Origin of the sequence: Streptomyces sp. NPDC088762, from assembly GCF_044750905.1 — a bacterium.
Lineage (GTDB): Bacteria > Actinomycetota > Actinomycetes > Streptomycetales > Streptomycetaceae > Streptomyces.
This window is the reverse complement of sequence record NZ_JBIVKT010000007.1, coordinates 1-21,179: the sequence shown is the minus strand read 5'-3', so window position 1 is coordinate 21,179 and position 21,179 is coordinate 1. Positions and strand designations below refer to the sequence as shown.

The following is a 21,179-nucleotide window of genomic DNA, read 5'->3' as shown; positions in this document are numbered from 1 at the left end:
GTCTCCCTGGAATCCGGGCGTGGACGGGTTTGAAAAGGTACCGCAGCGGACGCCCCGTCAGACCGCCGCGAACGGTGCGAGTTCGGGGTGTTCCTCGCACCAGGCGCGGCGCTCGCGGTCGACTGCCCTGCGGGCGGCGGCGTGCTGGTCGCCGGGCGGCGGCAGGTCGTCCATGGCCCGCTCGGCGGCGGCCATGGCGTCGGTGAACTCGCGGCCGGCGGCGGTCAGCCGGTCGTGCCCGCGCAGGACGGGCAGGACGGCCGCGACCTGGGCCCGGATCCGGGCGTGCTGGGCCCAGGCGCCGCGGGCGCCGTAGAGGGCGGCGCGCTGCCAGTATCCGGCCAGGGCCAAGTGGGCGTAGGCGCCGTGCAGGAGTCCCTCCAGCGGGCGGGGGTCGCTGCGCCAGGGGGCCCAGTGCCGGGGGGTGTGGTCGGCGGTGTGCAGGGTCAGGACGTCGGCGAGCGCGGTGAGTTTGCCGTGCTGCACCTCGTGGACGAGGGTGGCGGCCAGCGCGGGCGGGGCCTGGGCGCGGGCCAGTACGGAGCCGGCGGCCGCGGGCAGGGTGGCGCCGCTGGAGCGGGAGCCGCCGGCCAGCGGTACGACGGAGCGCAGCAGCTGGACGGTCTCCTCGGCGCGGGCGGTGTCGTACCGCTGGAGCAGGGTGAGCGCGCCGGACCACTGGGTGTCCCAGCGCTTGTGCCCCTTGGGGGTGAGGCGGCGGGCGGGGCGTACGGGTGCCGGCCGGCCGGGGCCGGGTGCCCGGTAGGGGTCGAGGTCGTCGAGCGCGGTCCTGCCGCCGGGGAGGGTGTGCAGGGGCAGTGTGGCGGGGTCCTGGGGGTCCCAGGAGCGTTCGGTGACGGTGAGCCGGCCGGGGCGTTGCGGGCGGAGCAGTCCGAGGGTGGGCAGGACGAGCCGGCCGTGGAGGGGCCGCAGGGTCTGGGTGAAGGCGATCCCGGCGCGCAGGGCGGCGGCGACGGCGAGGGCCCCGAGGTGGCCGAGGTCGGGCGGGGGGCCGTACGGGGCGTGCAGTCGGCGCAGTGTCTCCTCGGCCCACACCCCGGTGGCCGGGTAGTGGAGTACGTCGTGCACGGCGCCGGGGTCGTGCCGTTCGGCCTCCTCCAGCAGGGCCCAGTGGTCGGCGGTCTCCCCGGACCGGCCGCCGGGGGCGCCGTCGAGGACCGCGCGCAGCAGGACCAGGCGCTTGGACCGGCGTACGTCGCGCACCAGGCGGGTGCCGTCGGCGGAGGGTTCGGTCGAGGCGAGGGCCCGCAGGGTGCGGGAGGGCACGGTGAACGCGGCGAGCGCGGCGGCGGTCACGAGGCGACCGCCGGCCGTGCGGGGCCGCCAGCGCGAGCGGGGCCGGCGGGCCGCGCGGGCGCGGGCACGCCGGTGACCGCAGCCGCGCGGGCGGCGGGAGGGCGACGGGACGGGACGGCCTTGCCGGGCGGGGACGGCGGGGCGGCCTTGCCGGGCGGAACGGGCGTGGCGGACTGGGCGGACTGGGCGAGCGGAACGGGCGGGCCGGGCGGGGCAGGCGGGGTGGCCTCGGTCGGCGGGGTGGCCTCGGTCGGCGGGCCGGTTTGGCGGGTCGCGGTGGCGAGGGCCGCCGCGATGTGCCGGATCAGGACCTGGAGGTCGGCGCAGTAGACGGACGGGCGGTGGAAGCCCTCGCCGGCGCGGTAGCGGTGCGGGTAGTGGCCGCCGCCGCACACCTCCACCAGCTCGCAGGCCCGGCATCCGGCGGCGAGCGCGTCCCGGCCGAGCTGGCGGGCGGCGAGCCCGGGGTGGTCCAGGAGCTGGTCGAAACTGTGGGTGGCGAGGGTCATCCCGGTGTCGGCCGCGCCCTCGTAGGCGGACTTGAGGGAGTCGGCCTGTTCGATGGAGCCGTCGGTCTCGACGACGGCGGTGGCGGCGGGTGCGAGCCCGAGGGTTTCGGTGGCGGCGGGCAGGCCGAGCAGCAGGGCGATGATCTCCTCGAAGGTCCGGATCCGGGTGCGCCGCACCCCGTCGTGCCACCAGCGTTCGAAGACGGCGACGAGCCAGTCGGCGTACGGGGTGGCGCCGGGCGGCCGGTGGCCGGGCGGCGGTGAGCTCCAGTTGGCGAGCGGCAGCAGGAGGCCGATGCTGGGCGGGGCGAAGGTGAGCAGGGACTCGTACGTCTCCACCGGGTCCTGTTCGAGGTCGATGACGCAGAGGACTCCGGCGTAGCTGTCCGGGTGCCGGGCCAGAAGCCGCAGGCCCCGGGCGGCGGCGTCGAATCCGGGGCGTCCGGCGTGGTCCACGCGCCGGGCGTTGTGCGCGGGCAGTCCTCCGTCGAGGCTGACGCCGACGCGTATCCCGGCGGCGGCGAGCGCGGCGAGGCGGCCGGGGGTGAGCAGGGTGCCGTTGGTCTGGACGGTGGCGGTGATCCGGGTGTGCGGGGCTGCCAGGGTCACGGCGGCCCGGACGGCCTCGACGGGTTCCGCCAGCCGGGCGGGGGCGGTGAGCAGGGGTTCGCCGCCGTGCAGGACGAGGTCGACGCGGGGCAGGGAGTGGGCGGCGGCGTGCTCGGCGATCCGCTCGGCGGCGCGGGCCGCGGTGGCCGGGGCCATGACGGCGGGCCGGCCGCGCCAGCTCTGGTCGGCCATCTCGTAGACGTAGCAGTAGGTGCAGGCGAGGTTGCAGCGGCTGCGCGTCTTGAGCACGAACTGGCGTATGGGATGGGGCCGGTGTCCGGCGGCGCGCAGTGCGGCGACGTCGAGCCGGGTGTAGGGCCAGGGGGCGTGGCGGGCGTGCCGGTCGTGGACGGACTGCGGCGGCTCGGGGGGGTGCGCGGGCAGCACGGCGTCGCTCGTGTGCGTGTGCCTCATCGCCCCACCTCCACCCTCCCCTGCGGACGGTCCATCCCTGCCCTGCGGACGGTCCCGGCTAACGGCGGAAAGTGGTCAACTCCAGGCGCACCGGGAGGGGTCAGGCACGGCGCCCGGTCAAGCGACACCGGAGTCGAAGGCGTTGAGGATCTCGGCCGGGTGGGTGACCCGCTCCACCATGCCTTCGATGACCTGCGCGAGCACGGGATGGTCGATCCCGCGCAGCGCGGCCAGGTCGAGCCCGGACAGGTCCGGGAGTCGTGCGGGGCACGCGGGGCTCTGTGCCACACGTGCGGGGCACGCGGGGCTCTGTGCCACCACGTCCTGATGTTTCGTCACCATGAGCGGTTTGCCCCCCTGTTGCTTCCCGAGTTCGATGGTCCACTGCCCTTTCCCTCCGGCCGGTACGCGGAAACAAGCGCGCCGGGCCGCCGTCAGAGCCCTGCCTCCAGGGCCCGGACCCGTGCGCGGAGCGCTTCGGACCGTTCGCCGGCCCGTCTTCCGCCGGCCCGTCTCCCGCCGCCCCCTCTCCCGCCGCCCTCGTCGCCTTCGGTGTCCGCGGCGCCCTCCCCGCCCACGCCGTCCTCCTCCGACAGCCGCGCCCACAGCTCCAGCGCCGAGCGGTACGCGTCCAGGGCGGCGCGGGGCCGGGCCAGGCGTTCCAGTACCTCCCCGCGCAGTTCCTGTACGCGGGCGGCCAGGTGGAGGGCGGTGCCGGTGGCCCGCCGCTCCCCGCTGTCGGCCTCCAGGGCGGCCCGCCAGGCCCGCCGGTAGGAGTCCACCGCCCGGTCGAGGCGGTCGGGGGCCCGGGTGTGGCGGTGGATCTCCTGTTGTACGTCGCCGTGGTCCCGCCAGGCCCGGGCCCGTTCCAGCGGGTCGCTGCTGTGCCGGACGGCCAGTTCCAGCAGGTACTCCGCCTCCCGCAGGTCCACCGGGTCGCCCTCGTAGGCGTGCCTCAGCCGCAGCCCGGTGGCCAGCCTCAGCAGCCGGCGCGCCGACCCGGGGTCGGACTGCGGTACGGCGGCCCGGCTCTCGCGCAGGACGCGTACGGCGGCTCCGGTGAACCGCCGCCCCTCGGCGGCCCGCGCCCGGTCCAGGAGTACGTCGCCCCACTCGGGCAGCAGTTCCCCGAAGGCCTCCCCGTCGCGGGGGATCAGCCGCCGGGCCCGCCCGTAGGCCTCGGCGGCGTCCTCCAGGGCGGCCGGGTCGGCGTCCCGCGCGTACCGTGCCCGGTGGACGCGGGCCAGGCACACCAGGGCGGCCACCCGCAGCTCGGCGTCCCCGCCGGCTTCGGCGAGGGCCTCCTCCAGCTGCGCGGCGGCCTCCTCCAGCCGTCCGGGCAGGTGGCGCAGGGCGCCGGCCAGTTCCACCCGCGCCCGCGCCCGGGCCGTGCGTCCGGCGGCGGGGTCCAGGGCCAGGCGGGCCGCGGCCTGTTCGGCGAGGGCGGTGCGCTCGGCCGGGTCGGGGGTGCGGGGCAGCAGGGCCAGGAGCACGCGGCCGAGGGCCCGTCCGGGCTCGGGGTGGGAGGCGGTCCCGTCGGCGGGGCCGGCCAGCGGCTCCAGGGCGGCCCGCGCCTCGCGCAGCGGGCCGGGGTCGTCGCGCAGCGCGCTCAGCCGGATCAGGGTCTCGGCCCTCCGCACGGCGCAGTCCTGCCGCAGCCCGGGGCCGGCGGCGGCGCCCGCCGCGGCGAACTCCCGGTCGGCCGCGGCCAGCAGTCCCGCGTCGGGCTCCGCCACCAGGGCGCGCTCGTAGTACACCCGGCCGAGCAGCGCCCGCGCCGGGGCGGTTGCGAGGCCGGTGAGGGCCCGCTCGGCCTCGGCGAGGAGTTCGGGGTCGCGTTGCGCCGTCCACAGCCGCAGCAGTGCCCCCGCCAGCTCGGTCTCGGCCTCCTCGGGCGGGTCTGCCGGGCCGGCGGGCGAGGCCACGGCCCGGCGCAGCACCGCCACGGCCTCGTACAGGGCCCGGGCGTCGCCGTCCCCGTCTCCCTCCCCGTCGGCAAGCCGGTCCCGGGCCGCCTGGACCGCACCGGCCCTGCCGGGTGCCGAAGCCGCGGGCTCGGGGGCCGCCGGGCCCTCGTCCGGCATCCCGGGCAGATAGCGCCGCACGACTTTGGCCGAGACCTGCGCGAAGGCCTGCGGGAGCCGCCCGGCGGGGGCCCGCTCGGGGTCGCCGGGCGCGGGGCCGGCCTGCGCCGGGGGCTTTCCGGTCAGCTGTGACACGGCGAGTGCGGGGAAGTTGCGTACGCCCCGGCCGAAGTGGGCCAGTACGTATTCGGAGCAGTGCTTGAGCACCAGCGCGGCCTCGTCCCGCCCCAGCGGTCCCAGCAGGACGTCCTGCACCCCGGGTACGAACTCGTACCACTGGCCGGGTACTTCGGTGCTGCGCCGCAGCAGCCCGCCGAGCAGCACTTCCGCCAGGTCCGAGGGCTCGGAGTCGGGCAGCATCGTGCGCTGCACGAGCCGCATCACGGGCAGCGTCAGGGGGGCCGCCGACAGGTACACCGCCAGTTGCACGGCGCGGGGCGCGGCCGAGGAACGGAACCGGGCCACCAGCTCGCGCGGCGGGCGTACGGCGCGCGGCGGGGGCGGCGGCGCGCCCGGGTGGTCGGCCAGGACCCTGCCCACCTCGGCCGGTACGGGCCCGGTGCCGAGGCCGGCGACGAGCCGCGCCCAGGCCCCGAGCGCGGTGGCGCTCGGCGGCAGTACCGGTACGGTCAGCCCTCCCGTGGGCCGCCCGGGCTGCGGTCGCCGGTCCGCGCGGAATTCCAGCTTCGCCCCGCTGCCGCCGATGCCGCCCTCGGCCCGGGAGAGCGTGCCCCGCTCGGTCGGCAGCCAGCTGCGGCCCCACAGCCGCTGGGGCAGCGGCTGGACGACCACGCACGGGGTGCACTCGGCCCAGCGGTACAGCAGACGCTGGGCCGTGCCCTCGCGCCACAGCGGTCCGGCGCAGTCGGAGACCACCATGGTCAGGGCCCGTCCGGTGGGGTCGCGCAGCTGGTCCCCCGAGCGCAGTCCGGGGCCGGGGACCGGGCCGCGCCCGAGTGCGGCCGTACCGTCCGCGAGCCGGTGGAGGTGGTGCACCTGGACGTCCCGGAAGGCGCCGAGCCGCTCGCACACGGACCGCAGTTCCTCGAACATGTCCTGCCACACGGCCATCGACGGCGACGCGTCCATCACCAGCCGTACGGTCGCCTCGCGCCGGCTCTCCGGCCGGAGTACCGGGACGACCGTTCCGAGGGCTCGGGCGCTCGCCTCGGCGGTGGCCTCCTCGTCGAGCACCATGCGGGTGGGCGGACCGGGCGGCCGGTGCCGTTGCAGGGCGCGCAGGGCCCGCTGGATGTCCAGGATGCGGGGCAGCGCGGCCGCCGCGGGCACCCGTACGGGCACCGCGCGCTCGGCGGGCGCCTCGCCGGCCGGTTCGGCCTCGGCCTCGCCGGCGCGGCGCGCTCCCGGGACGTGGAGCCTGACCGGGTCCTCCGGCTCCGGCCCGGGCCGCACGGGCGCCACGGGCGGGCCGATCGGATCCTCGGCCTCCGGTTCCGCGGGCGGCTCGCGCGTACCGGGCTCTGCGGGCCCCGGGCGCCGGATGCGCCCGGCCAGCCACAGCGCGTCGGCGAGCTCCTCGGCGGACGGGTCGAGCCCGGCGGCGCGCAGCAGCGCCGCCAGGTCACGGATGCCGGGGGGTACCGGCGGCCGGTCGGGGGTCACGGCCCGTCACCTCGGGCGGTCGAGGCGCTGGATGAGCAGGTCCGCGAGGTCCTCCCGGGTGGGCGGGGCGGCGTAGTGGGTCAGGTAGAGGGCGTTGAGCAGCTGGTCGGCGGCGACGAGCTCGGACTGGGAGCGGCTGAGGAACTCCCGGATGAGGTCGGCCCCGAGCCTGGCGGCCTCCTCGCCGAGGTGGGCGCGGACCATCGTGGCGAGCCGTTTCTCGCCGGGCTGGCCCAGCTTGAGCTGGATGCAGCGGCGCAGCAGGGCGGCGGGGAAGTCCCGTTCCCCGTTGCTGGTCAGGATGATGAAGGGGAAGGCCCGGCAGCGCACCCGGCCGCCCCGGACGGTCACCTTCGTCCCGTCGTCGGTGAGGACCTGCACCTCGGGCTCGGTGTCGGCGACGCGTTCCAGTTCGGGGAGGGCGAACTCCCCTTCCTCCAGCACGTTCAGCAGATCGTTGGGCAGGTCGATGTCGCTCTTGTCGAGCTCGTCGATGAGCAGGACGCGGGGCCGCCCGGTGGGCAGCAGGGCGGTGCCGAGCGGTCCGAGCCGGATGTACTTCCCGATGCCGGGCACCCCGCCGGGTGCCCCGGCCCGCGCCCCGCGGGGAGCGCCCGCAGCCGACGCGTCCGCCCCCGTCCTGCCCGGGAAGCCGCCGCTCGCCGCGAGCTGCACGTCCTGGAGGCGGGCCAGGGCGTCGTAGCGGTACAGCCCGTCCTGCAGCACGGTCCGCGACACCACCGGCCAGCGCAGTACCCGCCCGAGCTTCAGCTCGTGGGCGACGGCGTGCGCGAGGGTGGACTTCCCCGTCCCGGGGAAGCCGGTCACCAGCAGCGGCCGCCGCAGGTACAGCGCGGCGTTGATGGCCTCCAGCTCCTCCGGTTCGGGCCGGTGCAGCTCCGCGGCCTGCCGGTGCGCGCCGAGCCGCCGGGCGATGTTGCCGTCGGCCACCGGGGCGGCCGCGGCCGGGCCGCCCTCCTCTCCCACCGGGCCGCCGTCGAAGTCCCGCCAGGGCGGCGGATCGGGCAGGGCGTCTATCCCGTCGTGGGGTTCGCCGACACCGCGGTAGATGAGCCATTCGTCGTTCACGGGTGCTGCTCCCTCCTGCCGGTCACAGGTCCCCCTGCAGCGGCTCGTCCTCGGGCAGAGCACGTGCGGGGTCGTCCCAGACGAGGGCGATCCCGGCCGCCCAGTACGCGTCCGGGTCCGCCCCGAACGCCCGGCCGCGCAGCGTCTGCAGCCGCAGGGGCAGCGCCTCGCCCCGGCCGGCCTCGGCCAGCTCCTCGCGCAGCCCGCGGTGGAACGGAGCGCACGAGACCCCCGGATCGGCCGGGGGCCGTCTGCACACCAGCACCCCGTAGCCGGCGTCGCGCACCGCGTGCAGGGCCCCGCGCGTGGGCTCCAGCCCGGGCGCCCGGCAGTGCACCGGCACGGTGTTGTCCGGGAGCGCGGCGAGCCACGGCGCCGACGGGCTGCGCGGGCGCCCCCGCACGCAGTCGGACCGGTGGTCCAGCAGGGGGCCGGCCTGGACGCGCGCCCAGCGGGCGGCCGCATGGGGACTCGCCGTCCCGCGGGCGTGGCGCAGCACGACCGGCCGCTGCACGCCCAGCGGCGCCCCGCCGGCCAGCACCCACTCGTCGACCGCGACCCCGAACAGCTCGGGTTCGACGGCCACTTCCAGCAGGGCCGCCGTCTCGTGGGTGTCGCAGCGCCTGAACCCCTCGGCGAGCGGGGCCCCGAGCGCCTCGCGCAGCCCGCGCGGGGGGACCCGTACACCCGAGTCCACCGGGGTCAGCCGGCCGGGGTGGGCCGGGCCGGCCAGTACGGAGACCGCCCAGTCGTAGACGTCCTCCCAGCCGTGGGGCCATAACTCCAGCAGCACCGACGCCCCGGTGGGCAGTCGGCCCGCCGGCCGGGCCGGGCCGCGGACCGCCCGCCCGGCCGCGGCCCGCCGGCGCCGCTCCCGGTCGGCCAGGCCCCGCTCGTGGCGCTCGCCGAGCTCGCGGCGCAGCGGCCGCCACAGCCGCTCGGCGGTGGCCCGCACCCAGTCCCACAGGTCCTCGTCGGCGCCCGGGGCGGGGGGCTCGCGGTAGTCGGCCACGCTCACGTCCGTCGCGTAGCGGAGCATCGCCGCGGCCTCCCCCGTCCCGCCCGGCGGGTCGTGCAGCAGCCCGAGCCCGTCGCGCCAGCTCAGCGGGGCGAGCGGATGGGGGTCCGGCTCCTCGCCGCGGGCCGACTCGACGAGGGCCCGTACGACCTCCGAGGAGCCCGGCGGGGGCAGTTCGGCGAGCAGCCCGTACAGGGTGGTGCGTTCGCCCGGGGTGAGCCGGCCGCGCCCGTCGAGCGGGTCGGCTTCGACGGGGAGTTCGCCGTGCACGTCGGTCCAGGTCCGGCGGCTGTCGAGATCGCTCAGATGCTGGTCGTAGTGGTGCCGGTCGTGGGCCTGCATGACCCGGCGGTAGAGCCCGATCTGGCCGCGCGGGGCCGTGGGCAGGGTGCGCAGCTGGACGACGGAGACGGCGAGCCCGCCGCCGCCCGTGTGCCGCCGGGCCTTGACCACGCCGACGACCTCGCCGCGGGCCAGGTCCACCACGGGTCCGCCGGACATCCCGGGCTCGATCTCGTCGTCGTCGCCGAGCCGGATGGCGGCGCCGTGGCCGGCGGTGCCGCGCAGCCGGGTGGTGCGGCCGGTGATCTCGGGGGTGCCGAGGTCCTCGGTGCAGCCGAAGTAGGCGACCTCGTCGAAGCGGGGCTTGGAGCGGTCGGTCAGCCAGACGCAGGCGTGGGAGACGGGGGCCAGGACCCGTATGAGCGCGAGGTCGGGCAGGTCCCACAGGGCCCGCCGGCCGGGCCGCCGTTCCTCCAGCCGCTCGGGCAGTACGCATTCCACGCGTCCGGTGACGGTCCCCGTGCCGCCGTTGCCGCCGGAGGAGAAGGTGATGCCGACCTCGCGCCCCGTCAGACGCACCGCAGCACCCCCTTCGCCGACCACGTGCGCGCACGTCAGGACCCAGCCGGGGGCGATGAAGAACCCGCTGCCCCAGGTGGGTCCGGTCCCGGGAGTCTCATACCCGGCGGACGGGGCGTGAACGCGTACGGTCGCCGCCTGGACGAGGGGCTCGAGAAGCTCGAAGGCGCGCGCGGAGCCGACCGTGCGCCCGTCCGTCATCCGCGCCCCCCGCTCGTGAGGCATCCAGGCTACCGCTCGGTCACCTCGGGCGGCAGGTGTCTTCGCGTCGGCGGATTATCCTGGCGGGAAACGCCCCCTGAACACCCTCATCACGGCACGGAGCCCGACTTGTACTTCACCGATCGCGGCATCGAGGAGCTGGAGAAGCGGCGCGGCGAGGAGGAGGTCACCTTCGAGTGGCTGGCCGAGCAGCTGCGCACCTTCGTCGACCTGAACCCGGACTTCGAGGTCCCGGTGGAACGCCTGGCCACCTGGCTGGCCCGGCTGGACGACGACGAGGACGCGGACGACGAGTGAGCGGAAGAGGACGAGGAAGAGGAAGACGAATGTGAGAACGGCCCGGCTGCGGGGAGCAGTCGGGCCGTTCTCGTGCGCGCTCTGACCAGCGCGACGGGGTTGCGAGGCGCCGGATCAGGCGGCCTTGGTCTCCCAGAAGATGCGGTCGATCTCGGCGATCAGCTCAAGGGCCTTCGCGCCGGTCGCCGGGTCGTTCGACGCCTTGGCGGCCGAGAGGGCCTTCAGGGTGTCGTTGACCAGGGTGTGCAGCTGCGGGTACTTCTCGAAGTGCGGGGGCTTGAAGTAGTCGCTCCACAGCACCGAGACGTGGTGCTTGGCGAGCTCGGCGCGCTGCTCCTTGATGGTGATGGCGCGCGCACGGAAGTCGGCGTCGTCGTTGGCCTGGTACTTCTCCTGCACGGCCTTGACGGACTCGGCCTCGATGCGGGCCTGGGCAGGGTCGTACACGCCGCACGGCAGGTCGCAGTGGGCGGAGACCTTCGCCTTGGGGGCGAAGAGGCGGGAAAGCATGGAGTGTGTCCTCCTCGTGATCGTCTTCTCAAGGGGGAGATTACTCGCTCGGAATCCGGATTTCGCGGGCGCCCCCGTGGGCTTGGGACAAAAGTCCAGGGTCGGGTGCGGACCGGTGAGCGAATGTACGGAACCGTACGGCAGCATGCGGGGGTGACGAGGAGGACGCGCATGGTGGAGAACAGGCGCCCGCGGAAGCAGTTCGGGGTGGTGGAGGTGTCGGGGCCGTCGATGACGCCCACTCTCAACCACGGGGACCAGGTGCTGGTCCGGTACGGGGCCGGCGTCCGGCCGGGTGACGTGGTGGTACTGCGCCACCCCTTCCAGCAGGACCTGCTGGTGATCAAGCGGGCGGTGGAGCGGCGGCCGGGCGGCTGTTGGTGGGTGCTCGGCGACAACCCGTACAACGAGACCGGCGACAGCACCGTCTACGGGCCCGTCCCCGACGAGCTGGTGCTGGCGACGGCGGTCCTGCGCTTCCGGCCGCGCGAGGAGCATCAGCGCTCGCTGAGGGCCCGGCTGTCCTGGGCGGCTTCGGCGCTGCGCCCGCTGTGGGCGGACGCCTCGGCCTCGAGCCGCTTGCGGGCGCGGTAGGCCGCCACGTTGGCGCGGGTGGCGCAGCGGTCGGAGCAGTAGCGCCGGGAGCGGTTGGTGGAGGTGTCGAGGTAGGCGTTGCGGCAGGGCGCGGCCTGGCACAGGCCGAGGCGGTCGGGGCCGTGCTCGGTGAGGGCGAAGGCCAGGCCCATGGAGGCCATGGCGGCGTAGCCCGCGGAGGCGTTCGAGGGGTGCTCGGCGAGGTGGATGTGCCAGTCGGGGCGCCCGTCGTCGCCGAGGGTCTCGTGGCCGGAGACCTGGGGGCTGACGGGGAACTCCATGAGGAGCGAGTTCAGCAGGTCGACGGCGAGGACCTCGTCTCCGCCGTCGGCGGCTTCGAAGACGGCGCGCAGCCGCCCGCGTACGTTGCGGAAGCGGGTGACGTCGGTGTCGGTGACGCGGCGTGCCATCTGTTCGCTGGCGCCGAACAGGGCGCGGACGGCGTCCACCGAGGTGAGCGAGTCCTTGTTGCGGGCCGGCTCCTCGGTGTTGACCAGGCGCACGGCGAAGTCCGAGTAATGGGCCAGTTCCACTTGTAGTCCTTACGGCTGCGGATTATCGTCTCCGGTAACGGCTGAGACGTCTTCGAGGGTATTACGTATGAAGGGGTTGGGGATGACCGGTACGACAGGAACGACGGGAACGGCGCAAACCCGTGCCTACTGGCAGGCCTGGCAGGACAGCTGGGACCGTCAGCAGGAGTGGTACATGCCCGACCGCGAGGAGCGGTTCCGGGTGATGCTGGACATGGTCGAGGCGCTGGTGGGCCCCGCCCCCCGGGTCCTGGACCTCGCGTGCGGTACGGGAAGTATCACGGACCGCGTCCTCAAGCGGTTCCCGGAAGCCACTGCCACGGGCGTCGATCTCGACCCGGCCCTGCTGGCCATCGCCCGGGGGCATTTCGCGGGTGACGGGCGGGTCTCGTTCGTGACCGCGGACCTGAAGGACCCGCACTGGCGCGCGGCCCTTCCCCACGACACGTACGACGCGGTGCTGACGGCCACGGCCCTGCACTGGCTGCACAGCGAGGACCTCGCCGTCCTGTACGGGCAGCTCGCGCCGCTGGTCCGCCCCGGCGGGGTGTTCATGAACGCCGACCACATGCCCGATCCGGCCACCCCGCGGATCGACGCCGCCGAGCACGCGCACCGGCACGCCGCAATGGACCGGGCCAAGGCCTCGGGGGCGGTGGACTGGCGCGAGTGGTGGGCCCTGGCGGCCGCGGACCCGGTGCTGGCCGAGCCGGTGAAGCGGCGCTTCGAGATCTACGGGGAGCACGCCGACGGCGACACGCCCTCCGAGGCCTGGCACACCGGCACCCTCCTCGACGCGGGCTTCGCGGAGGCCCGTACGGTCTGGCGCTCGCCCTCGGACGCGCTGGTCCTGGGCCTGAAGTAGCCACGTGCGGTAGGCGCGGGCCGGACGACGAAGGGCGGTACGGGAGACCCGTACCGCCCTTCCGCCCTCCGCGGCGCTTACAGCACCTTGGAGAGGAACGCCTTCGTCCGGTCGTGCTGCGGGTTCCCCAGCACGTCACGCGGATTGCCGGACTCGACGACCACGCCGCCGTCCATGAAGACGAGGTTGTCGCCGACCTCGCGGGCGAAGCCCATCTCGTGGGTGACCACGATCATGGTCATGCCCGACTCGGCGAGGTCGCGCATGACGTCGAGGACGTCACCGACCAGCTCCGGGTCGAGGGCCGAGGTGGGCTCGTCGAAGAGCATCAGCTTCGGCTCCATGGCGAGCGCGCGGGCGATGGCCACGCGCTGCTGCTGGCCGCCGGAGAGCTGGGAGGGGTAGTTCCCGCCCTTCTCGCCGAGGCCGACCCGGTCCAGGAGGCGCACGGCGCGCTCGCGCGCCACCGCCTTGGACTCGCCCTTGACCATGACCGGTGCTTCCATGACGTTCTCTATGGCCGTCATGTGCGGGAAGAGGTTGAAGCGCTGGAAGACCATGCCGATGTCCCGGCGCTGGGCCGCGACCTCGCTGTCCTTCAGCTCGTAGAGCTTGTCGCCCTTCTGCTTGTACCCCACCAGCTCGCCGTCGACCGACAGCCGCCCGGAGTTGATGCGCTCCAGGTGGTTGATGCAGCGCAGGAAGGTCGACTTGCCGGAGCCGGACGGGCCGACCAGGCAGAAGACCTCACGGGGCGCGACCTCCAGGTCGATCCCGCGCAGGATGTGGGCGGCGCCGTACGACTTGTGGACGCCTTCTGCCTTGACCATCGGCTGGGCGGTCACTTCGCCACCTCCGTACGGCGGAACATGTTCAGGTTGGCCTTCAGCCGCTGGAACGGCGTGGGCGGCAGGCTGCGCAGCGAACCGCGGGCGTAGCGGCGCTCCAGGTAGTACTGGCCGACGCTGAAGACGCTCGTCAGGGCCAGGTACCAGATGGACGCGACGAAGTACATCTCGATGACCGCGCCGGCCGTGGTGCCGATGTTGGAGCTGGCCCGCAGGAGTTCGGTGTACTGCACGGCCGAGACCAGGGACGAGGTCTTCAGCATGTTGATGAACTCGTTGCCGGTCGGCGGGATGATCACGCGCATCGCCTGCGGGAGCACGACCCGGCGCATGGTCTGCGTCTGGGTCATGCCGAGCGCGTGCGAGGCCTCGCTCTGGCCCTCGTCGACGGACTGGATGCCGGCCCGGACGATCTCCGCCATGTAGGCGCCCTCGTTCAGGCCGAGGCCCAGGAGGGCGACCATGAACGGCGTCATGACGTCGACGGTCTCGTTCTTGTAGATCGGGCCCAGGTTGATGTACTGGAAGATCAGCGGGAGGCTGAACCAGACCAGCAGCTGCACGTAGACCGGGGTGCCGCGGAAGAACCAGATGTACAGCCAGGCCACGAAGCTGGTGACCGGGTTCTTCGAGAGCCGCATGACCGCGAAGAGGATGCCGAGCACGAGGCCCAGCGCCATGGCGGTGATGCTGATGAGCACCGTGTTGCCGAGGCCGGAGATGACGGAGGGGTCGAACAGCTTGTCGCCGACCGTCCCCCAGATGATCTTGCCCTGGGAGAAGGCGTAGACGAGCCACGCGAGGAGTACGGCGACGACCACGGCGCTGATCCAGCGGCCGTAGTGCCGTACGGGGATGGCCTTGATGGCCTCGTAGGGGGTACCCGAGGCGCCGGGTCCGGCCGGCGGAGTCGCGGCCGGACCCTTGTCGATCTTGTCAGTCACAATGACTGCCCTTCAGTGGAGCTCTCGGATCACTTGCCGGCGTTGACCGTGGCGGACGGCACGGCGCTGTCCTTCACGTTCCACTTCTCCAGGACCTTGGCGTAGGAGCCGTCCTTGATGATGGCGTCGAGGGCTTCCTTGAGGGCGTCGCGGAGCTGGGTGTTCTCCTTGGAGACCGCGATGCCGAAGAGGCCGACGTCGGCCTGCTGGCCGCCGACCTCGAAGTCGTTGCCGCCGCCGGAGGTCTTCGCGGTGTACGCGGTGACCGGGAAGTCGTTCAGGTCGGCCACGGCGCCGCCGGCCTTGACGCGGGTCTGGGCCTCGGCGTCGGTGTCGAAGGCCTCGATGGTGAGCTTCTTGTCACCGCACTTCTCGGCCTGGGCCTTGAAGGTGTCCTCGTACGTGGTGCCGCGCTGGACGGCGACCGTCTTGCCGCACAGGTCGTCGAGGGACTTGATGTTCTCCGGGTTGCCCTTCTTGACGAGGAGCGAGACACCGGAGGAGAAGTAGTCGACGAAGTCGACGCCCTTGCCGATCTTGGCGCCCTTGTCGTCCAGGCCCTCCTGGCGCTTCTTGTTGTCGGTGATCGACGACATGGCGATGTCCTGGCGGCCGGTCTCCAGCGAGGTGATCAGGCCGTCGAAGGTGCCGGAGGTGAACTGGAACTTCACACCGAGCTGCTTGCCGAGCGCTTCGGCGATGTCGGGGTCGACACCGACGATCTTGGCGCCCTCGGTGAACTCCATCGGGGCGTAGGCGGCGTCCGTGCCGACCTTGATGACGCCGGCGTCCTGGATCTTCTTCGGCAGCTTGGAGAACAGCGGGGCGTCGCTGGTCTTCTCCTTGGTCGCGGAACCGCCCTCGGTCTGGTCGCCACAGCCGGTCAGGATCAGGGCGCCGGCGACCGCGATCGCGCCGACCGCGGCGATCCGGGACCGGGCGGCGGTCGTACGACGGGTGATGCTTGCGGTCATGAGCTGGTTCCTCCGGCTGGTGGAAAAGCACCGAAAAACGGTCGGGCACGCACCTTCGCGTGTCGCGACCTTGTGTGATTACGGCATCTTGCCATTCGGACTGGCGCATTCAGGCTGCCCATCAGGTCAAAATCAGATAACGGACACCCTGGATCACCCAACAGGACTGCGGGCAAGGTCCCTCAAGACCGCAGGAACCGCCGCGATCAGGCCTTTCTTGCTCAGTTCTTGCGGTGCGTCTCGCCCATTGGACAGAGAGGTTTGGACTTTTAGCCAAAACCAGGACAAGCAGCCTATGGTCGAGCAGGAATCGACTCGTCTGGGTGAGTGTTCTTCGGGTAGAACAGATCCTTACACCCCTCATCCGGGGCTCAGGGCGCGCGTGCGGCGCGCCCGCGCGTACGAACCTCCCCTTCGCGGAGACGGGCCAACCGTCGATGCGGAGTACGGACGCGGTGCCCGCCCACCCCTTAACCAGGAGTGGCCACCCTCAATGAACAAAAGGACCTAAGGGGTCACACGAAGTGGCAGCGGAGATCGTCAACCCTCGCAGTGACAGTGCGACGGACAACAACCCCGATGCGGTGTTCGCACTGCACCGGGGCGGCAAGATGGCCATCCAGGCCACGGTGCCGGTCAACGACAAGGACGACCTGTCCCTGGCGTACACGCCCGGCGTGGCGAAGGTGTGCACCGCCATCGCCGAGCAGCCCGACCTGGTGAACGAGTACACCTGGAAGTCGAACGTGGTCGCGGTCGTCACCGACGGCACGGCCGTGCTCGGACTCGGTGACATCGGTCCCGAGGCCTCCCTCCCCGTGATGGAGGGCAAGGCCATCCTCTTCAAGCAGTTCGGCGGTGTCGACGCGGTCCCGATCGCGCTCGCCACCAAGGACACGGACGAGATCATCGAGACGGTCATCCGCCTCGCCCCGTCCTTCGGCGGGGTGAACCTGGAGGACATCTCCGCCCCCCGCTGCTTCGAGATCGAGCGGCGCCTCCAGGAGGCGCTGGACATCCCGATCTTCCACGACGACCAGCACGGCACCGCCATCGTGACGCTGGCCGCCCTGCGCAACGCCGCGAAGCTCACCGGTCGCACCCTCGGCGACCTGCGCGCCGTGATCGCGGGCGCGGGCGCGGCGGGCATCGCCATCGCCAAGATCCTCGTGGACGCGGGCATCGGCGACGTGTGCGTCACCGACCGCAAGGGCGTCGTGTCCGCCGACCGCACCGACCTGACGGACGTCAAGGCGGAGATCGCGGGCCTGACCAACAAGACCAACCAGACCGGCTCGCTGGAGCAGGCCCTGGCGGGTGCGGACGTGTTCATCGGCGTCTCCGGCGGCTCCGTCGCCGAGGAGGCCGTGGCCACGATGGCGAAGGACGCGTTCGTCTTCGCCATGGCCAACCCGAACCCGGAGGTGCACCCGGACGTCGCGCACAAGTACGCGGCGGTCGTGGCCACCGGCCGTTCGGACTTCCCGAACCAGATCAACAACGTGCTGGCGTTCCCGGGCATCTTCGCGGGTGCCTTCAAGGTGCGCGCCACCCGGATCACCGAGGGCATGAAGATCGCCGCCGCCGACGCCATCGCCGGTGTCGTGGGTGACGAGCTCGCCGCCGACTACGTGATCCCGTCGCCGTTCGACGAGCGCGTCGCGGAGGCCGTCGCCGCGGCCGTCGCCGCCGCCGCCAAGGCCGACGGCGTGGCCCGCCTGGCCTGATCGCCGCGCTGAGCTGTACGGGTAGAGGCCCGGCCGGAACCCTCCGGCCGGGCCTCCGCGTTTCCCGGAAGGGGGCGCCAGTGCGGCGAACGCCTCACCATCGTGTTGCCGGAAGGGCTGGAACCCGTCGGCTACCCGGCGGTAGCGTCGCGGCATGTTCGCTGCCTATGCCGCCCGAATCGACCGTGACCAGCCGCTGACCGGCCTTGAACTGGGCGAGCGCCCAGCGCCCGAGGCCCGTCCCGGCTGGGTGACCGTGAACGTCAAGGCCGCCTCCCTCAACCACCACGACCTGTGGTCGCTGCGCGGGGTCGGTCTCGGCGAGGAGAAACTCCCCATGATCCTCGGCTGCGACGCCGCCGGGATCGACCAGGACGGCAACGAGGTCGTCCTGCACTCCGTCATCGGCCAGAGCGGCCACGGGGTCGGCCCCGACGAGCCCCGCTCGATCCTGACCGAGCGCTACCAGGGGACCTTCGCCGAGCAGGTGTCCGTCCCCGCCTGGAACGTCCTGCGCAAGCCCGCCGAGCTCTCCTTCGAGGAGGCCGCCTGCCTGCCCACGGCCTGGCTGACGGCCTACCGGATGCTGTTCACCAACGCCGGGGTGCGCCCGGGGGACTCCGTCCTCGTCCAGGGCGCCGGCGGTGGGGTCGCGACCGCCGCCATCGTCCTCGGCAAGGCGGCGGGCCTGCGCGTCTTCGCGACCAGCCGGGACGAGGCCAAGCGCAAGCGGGCCGTGGAGCTGGGCGCGGTGGAGGCGTACGAGCCGGGCGCGCGGCTGCCGCAGCGCGTGGACGCGGTGATCGAGACGGTGGGCGCGGCCACGTGGTCGCACTCGGTGAAGTCGCTGCGCCCGGGCGGCACCCTGGTGATCTCCGGCGCGACCAGCGGGGACCGGCCGGCGCACGCCGAGCTGACCCGGATCTTCTTCCTGGAGCTGAAGGTCGTCGGCTCGACGATGGGCTCGAAGGACGAGCTGGAGGACCTGCTGTCCTTCTGCGCGGCGACCGGGGTGCGTCCGGTCATCGACGAGGTGCTGCCGCTGGACCGGGCCCGCGAGGGCTTCGAGAAGCTCCAGTCCGGCGACCTGTTCGGGAAGGTCGTCCTGACCGTCTGATCACCGACCGCCTGACGGCCCGACAGTCGATGTCAATCAGGGTTGACAACCCCTCCCGCGTCAACCTAAATTGACATGCATGACGGAAGCAACCGATCTCGCCGAACGGGCCGGTGACCGCGACCCGCGCGTGGGCCTGCGTGCCGTTGCCGCCCTCCGAAGGCTGCTGGAGCAGCTGGAGGCCGTACAGGTACGCAGTGCCCGCGCGCAGGGGTGGTCCTGGCAGGACATCGCGGCCGAGCTGGGCGTCAGCCGGCAGGCCGTGCACAAGAAGTACGGGAGGCTCTGATGTTCGAACGATTCACCCGGGACGCCCGGTCGACCGTGACCGGCGCCATGACCGAGGCCCGGAAGACCGGGGCCGCCACGGTCACCGAGGAGCACCTGCTGCTCGCCCTGCTGACCCAAGGGGCCCTGGACCCCCTGGGCGTGGACCGCAGGGCGGTGACCGCCGACCTCGCGGCGGCCCGCCGCCGGGGCGGCATGTCCAGGGCGGACGAGGAAGCGCTGGCCGGACTCGGCATCGACCTCACGGAGATCGTCTCCCGCATCGAGGAGACCCACGGCGAGGGCGTCCTCTCGGCCCCGGCGCCGCGCAGGCGGTCCCTGGGCGCCTCGCTCCGCTCGACCCTGGGACGCGAGGAGCCGGACGACCGCACCGGCAGCTACCGGGTGCCCTTCACCGCGGGCTCGAAGAAGGTCCTGGAACAGTCCCTCCGGATCGCTCTGGGCCGCAAGGACAACCACATCGGCACCCTGCACCTGCTCCTGGCCCTGACGTCCCGGCCCGGGACGGCCGCCGAGGTCCTGGCGGACCACGGGGTCACCTACGCCACGGCCGAGGCGGGCCTGGCAGCCTGACGGCCGGCCCCGATCCGGCCCCGCCGGCGGCTGAGGCGCGCGGTCCGGGGCGGGGCCCCGGGCAGCGGCCCTGCGGCCGGGCTACTGCAGGGCCCGCAAGGTCGCCGTCAGCCGGGCGGCCGCCGCCCCGAGATCGGCACGGGCCCGGGCCAGTTGGCCCGCCGACACCCCGTGGTCCCGGGCCGCGTCGCGCACGTCGTCGCGGAACCGGTCCAGCAGCCGGTCCAGGTCGCGCGCCGGGTCCCCGGTGGGCATCAGGTCACCGGCCCAGTCGGTGTCCGCCGGCGCGGTGGCGGTGGCGGCGGTCGTCGCGGACGGGGCGCTGCCGCCGAGCCAGGCTCCGGCGAGGCTGCCCAGGACCCCGCCGGACTTGGCGAACTGCTCCTGGAGCTGGCCCGCGATCCGCTGGACCTCCTCGCGCGCCCGCTCCTGGGCCTCCTTGGCCTGGCGGCGGGCCTGCTGGGCCTCCTCGCGGGCGCGGCGGCTCTCGTCCTTCGCCCGGCGCGCCTGCTCCTTCCACTCCTGCCTGGCCTTGCGCAGCTCCTCCTTGGCCGCCTTCCAGGACTCGTCCTCGACCCGGGTCTGCGACGCGGAGGCCGCCGCCCGCATCTCGCGGCGCAGGTCGCCCGCCGCTCCCCGGACGTCGTCGCGCATCTCGGCGGCGAGTTCGGTGACCGAGTCGCGGATCTCCAGTTCCAGGTCGGCGAGTTCACCGCTGCGGTCGGCCAGTTCGGCGCGGCCCGCCTCGGTGATCGAGTACACCTTGCGCCCGCCCTCGGTGGCGTGCGTGACCAGACCCTCGGCCTCCAGCTTGGCCAGGCGCGGGTACACGGTGCCCGCGGAGGGCGCGTACAGGCCCTGGAAGCGTTCCTCCAGCAGGCGGATCACCTCGTACCCGTGGCGCGGGGCCTCGTCCAGCAGTTTCAGGAGGTAGAGGCGGAGGCGGCCGTGGGCGAAGACGGGCGGCATGTCAGAGCACCTTCTTGTCGAGCACGAGCGGGGCGGCGGGGGTGTCGGCGTCGGCCTGCGGGCGGCGCAGCAGCGCGATCGAGCCGGAGACCGTGGTGGCCCGCAGGGTGCCGGTGCCGGAGCCGAGGGTTCCGGTGATCCGCTTGGCCCCCATCTGGCCGGACACCCGCAGGTCCTCGAAGGCGTTGGAGACGCCGCCGGTGGCGGTATTGGCCTCCACGCGGGCGTCGGCGGGGTGCGGGAGGCGGATCGCGACCTGGCCTGAGACGGAGTTCAGCGCGATGTCGACGGGGCGCGGGGCGGCCGGGTCGAGGTCCAGGTCGATGAGCATGTCACCGCTGACCGAGTCGGCCCGTACGCTCACGCCCGCGCCGTCGACGACGGTGAGGCCGCCGGACACCGAGTGGAAACCGAGGTCGCCGGTGACGGACTGGGCCTCGACGCTGCCGGAGACGGTGTGCGCCTTGACCCGGCCGGACAGGCCGACCAGCGTGGCGTCGCCGGAGACCCCGTTGACGTCGGTGCCGCCGGAGATGCCGGAGACGAAGGAGACGGCGTCGACCGCGGCCAGCTGCACGCGGGTGGCGGCGGGGACGGTGAGGGTGACGGCGGCGCTGCGCTCCCAGGCCTTGCGGCCGGAACCCGACCAGGCCTTCCACGGCTTGGCTTCGAACCACTTCTTGAAGCCCTGGGCGCCGTTCCAGGGCAGGTCCTCGTACGAAACGGTGAGGATGCCGCCCTCCTGCACGACGTACAGCGGCGGTCCGTCGACCTCGGTCACCTCGAGGCGGGCCGGGCCCTCCTCGGCGGCGACGACGTTCACCGTGCCGCCCACGAGGCGGACGCGGAGCTCGGCCACCGGCTCCTCGAAGGCGAGCTTCTGCGGTTCGGCGATGTGCCACGTCGACGGTGACGACTGCTCTGCCATGGGGCTGATCCTCCTCGTGCGTTCACGGACGGGCTCGACGAAGCACGCAACATATCGCGTCTTCTGAGTAACACGATATATCGCGGCCGTTCGAAGTCAACCCACCGGCCCCGCCGCGCACTGGCCGCCACCGCTCCGGGGACTCCGCCCCCGCGCCTCAAACGCCGGCGAGGCTGGGGTGGTGTCCCCGGACGGGAGCGGTTTGCCGGTCGGGGTCGCGGGGTCCCTCCGGGACGTCTCCTCGGCTCGCGCACTAAGGCCCGCTT

The 21,179-nt window shown here is 73.6% G+C and carries 19 protein-coding genes and 1 pseudogene; 7 read left to right on the top strand and 13 right to left on the bottom strand.

From position 1 onward, the window contains the following. Positions 1-57 precede the first annotated feature (57 nt). The 6 genes and pseudogenes from ACIP5M_RS18090 to ACIP5M_RS18065 all read right to left on the bottom strand — a co-directional run bounded on the left by ACIP5M_RS18090 (position 58) and on the right by ACIP5M_RS18065 (position 9,725). Positions 58-1,317, bottom strand: coding sequence for an HEXXH motif domain-containing protein (locus ACIP5M_RS18090; RefSeq protein WP_401198063.1), 1,260 nt, complete (start codon positions 1,315-1,317; stop codon positions 58-60). 242 nt (positions 1,318-1,559) lie between these two features. Further along, positions 1,560-2,849, bottom strand: a pseudogene (locus ACIP5M_RS18085) (FxsB family cyclophane-forming radical SAM/SPASM peptide maturase); the annotation flags it as partial. A 117-nt stretch (positions 2,850-2,966) separates the two neighbouring features. After that, positions 2,967-3,137, bottom strand: coding sequence for an FxSxx-COOH cyclophane-containing RiPP peptide (fxsA, locus tag ACIP5M_RS18080; protein ID WP_401198060.1), 171 nt, complete (start codon positions 3,135-3,137; stop codon positions 2,967-2,969). 146 nt (positions 3,138-3,283) lie between these two features. Continuing rightward, positions 3,284-6,556, bottom strand: a complete 3,273-nt coding sequence (locus ACIP5M_RS18075; protein WP_401198059.1) for an SAV_2336 N-terminal domain-related protein — start codon at positions 6,554-6,556, stop codon at positions 3,284-3,286. A gap of 6 nt (positions 6,557-6,562) precedes the next feature. Then, positions 6,563-7,645: an AAA family ATPase gene (locus ACIP5M_RS18070; protein ID WP_401198057.1), complete on the bottom strand. Its 1,083-nt coding sequence runs from the start codon at positions 7,643-7,645 to the stop codon at positions 6,563-6,565. A gap of 22 nt (positions 7,646-7,667) precedes the next feature. Continuing rightward, positions 7,668-9,725, bottom strand: a complete 2,058-nt coding sequence (locus ACIP5M_RS18065; protein ID WP_401198054.1) for a trypsin-like peptidase domain-containing protein — start codon at positions 9,723-9,725, stop codon at positions 7,668-7,670. A 129-nt stretch (positions 9,726-9,854) separates the two neighbouring features. Here ACIP5M_RS18065 and ACIP5M_RS18060 point away from each other — a divergent pair, with 129 nt between their 5' ends. Continuing rightward, complete coding sequence (locus tag ACIP5M_RS18060) at positions 9,855-10,043, top strand: DUF6104 family protein (RefSeq protein ID WP_030009408.1); 189 nt, start codon at positions 9,855-9,857, stop codon at positions 10,041-10,043. Between the two features lie 114 nt (positions 10,044-10,157). On the opposite strand, the gene sodN is transcribed toward ACIP5M_RS18060, so the two are convergent. Then, positions 10,158-10,553, bottom strand: a complete 396-nt coding sequence (gene sodN, locus ACIP5M_RS18055; RefSeq protein ID WP_030709803.1) for a superoxide dismutase, Ni — start codon at positions 10,551-10,553, stop codon at positions 10,158-10,160. A 105-nt stretch (positions 10,554-10,658) separates the two neighbouring features. Between sodN and sodX the strand changes: the two genes are divergently transcribed. Then, complete coding sequence (sodX, locus tag ACIP5M_RS18050; RefSeq protein WP_401198051.1) at positions 10,659-11,147, top strand: nickel-type superoxide dismutase maturation protease; 489 nt, start codon at positions 10,659-10,661, stop codon at positions 11,145-11,147. Here sodX and ACIP5M_RS18045 read toward each other — a convergent pair. Then, positions 11,051-11,680 carry a CGNR zinc finger domain-containing protein gene (locus ACIP5M_RS18045; protein WP_401198049.1) on the bottom strand — a complete coding sequence of 210 codons (630 nt, stop codon included), beginning with the start codon at positions 11,678-11,680 and terminating at the stop codon, positions 11,051-11,053. The genes sodX and ACIP5M_RS18045 overlap by 97 nt on opposite strands. A gap of 82 nt (positions 11,681-11,762) precedes the next feature. On the opposite strand from ACIP5M_RS18045, the gene ACIP5M_RS18040 reads away from it, so the two are divergent. After that, on the top strand, positions 11,763-12,545 hold the full coding sequence (locus ACIP5M_RS18040) for a class I SAM-dependent methyltransferase (RefSeq protein WP_401198046.1): 783 nt from the start codon (positions 11,763-11,765) through the stop codon (positions 12,543-12,545). 77 nt (positions 12,546-12,622) lie between these two features. On the opposite strand, the gene ACIP5M_RS18035 is transcribed toward ACIP5M_RS18040, so the two are convergent. The 3 genes from ACIP5M_RS18035 to ACIP5M_RS18025 are packed head-to-tail and all read right to left on the bottom strand — an operon-like array spanning position 12,623 to position 15,311. After that, positions 12,623-13,375, bottom strand: coding sequence for an amino acid ABC transporter ATP-binding protein (locus ACIP5M_RS18035; RefSeq protein ID WP_401198523.1), 753 nt, complete (start codon positions 13,373-13,375; stop codon positions 12,623-12,625). A gap of 11 nt (positions 13,376-13,386) precedes the next feature. Beyond that, positions 13,387-14,337: an amino acid ABC transporter permease gene (locus tag ACIP5M_RS18030; RefSeq protein ID WP_401198044.1), complete on the bottom strand. Its 951-nt coding sequence runs from the start codon at positions 14,335-14,337 to the stop codon at positions 13,387-13,389. Between the two features lie 29 nt (positions 14,338-14,366). Next, positions 14,367-15,311: an ABC transporter substrate-binding protein gene (locus tag ACIP5M_RS18025; RefSeq protein ID WP_401198041.1), complete on the bottom strand. Its 945-nt coding sequence runs from the start codon at positions 15,309-15,311 to the stop codon at positions 14,367-14,369. A gap of 524 nt (positions 15,312-15,835) precedes the next feature. Between ACIP5M_RS18025 and ACIP5M_RS18020 the strand changes: the two genes are divergently transcribed. The 4 genes from ACIP5M_RS18020 to ACIP5M_RS18005 all read left to right on the top strand — a co-directional run bounded on the left by ACIP5M_RS18020 (position 15,836) and on the right by ACIP5M_RS18005 (position 19,016). Next, a complete protein-coding gene (locus ACIP5M_RS18020; protein ID WP_401198039.1) occupies positions 15,836-17,038 on the top strand; it encodes an NADP-dependent malic enzyme in 1,203 nt (400 codons plus the stop codon). Positions 17,039-17,192: 154 nt separating this feature from the next. Further along, positions 17,193-18,155, top strand: coding sequence for a zinc-binding dehydrogenase (locus ACIP5M_RS18015; RefSeq protein ID WP_215015212.1), 963 nt, complete (start codon positions 17,193-17,195; stop codon positions 18,153-18,155). 79 nt (positions 18,156-18,234) lie between these two features. Continuing rightward, positions 18,235-18,444, top strand: coding sequence for a helix-turn-helix domain-containing protein (locus tag ACIP5M_RS18010; protein WP_319722791.1), 210 nt, complete (start codon positions 18,235-18,237; stop codon positions 18,442-18,444). Beyond that, the gene (locus ACIP5M_RS18005) at positions 18,444-19,016 is read left to right on the top strand and encodes a Clp protease N-terminal domain-containing protein (RefSeq protein ID WP_401198036.1); all 573 of its coding nucleotides are present in this window, start codon (positions 18,444-18,446) and stop codon (positions 19,014-19,016) included. The genes ACIP5M_RS18010 and ACIP5M_RS18005 overlap by 1 nt, the downstream gene beginning before the upstream one ends. An 81-nt stretch (positions 19,017-19,097) precedes the next feature. Here ACIP5M_RS18005 and ACIP5M_RS18000 read toward each other — a convergent pair whose 3' ends face one another. Continuing rightward, the gene (locus ACIP5M_RS18000; protein WP_401198034.1) at positions 19,098-19,985 is read right to left on the bottom strand and encodes a helix-turn-helix transcriptional regulator; all 888 of its coding nucleotides are present in this window, start codon (positions 19,983-19,985) and stop codon (positions 19,098-19,100) included. Between the two features lies 1 nt (position 19,986). Further along, positions 19,987-20,913: a DUF4097 family beta strand repeat-containing protein gene (locus ACIP5M_RS17995; RefSeq protein WP_401198032.1), complete on the bottom strand. Its 927-nt coding sequence runs from the start codon at positions 20,911-20,913 to the stop codon at positions 19,987-19,989. Positions 20,914-21,179 lie beyond the last annotated feature (266 nt).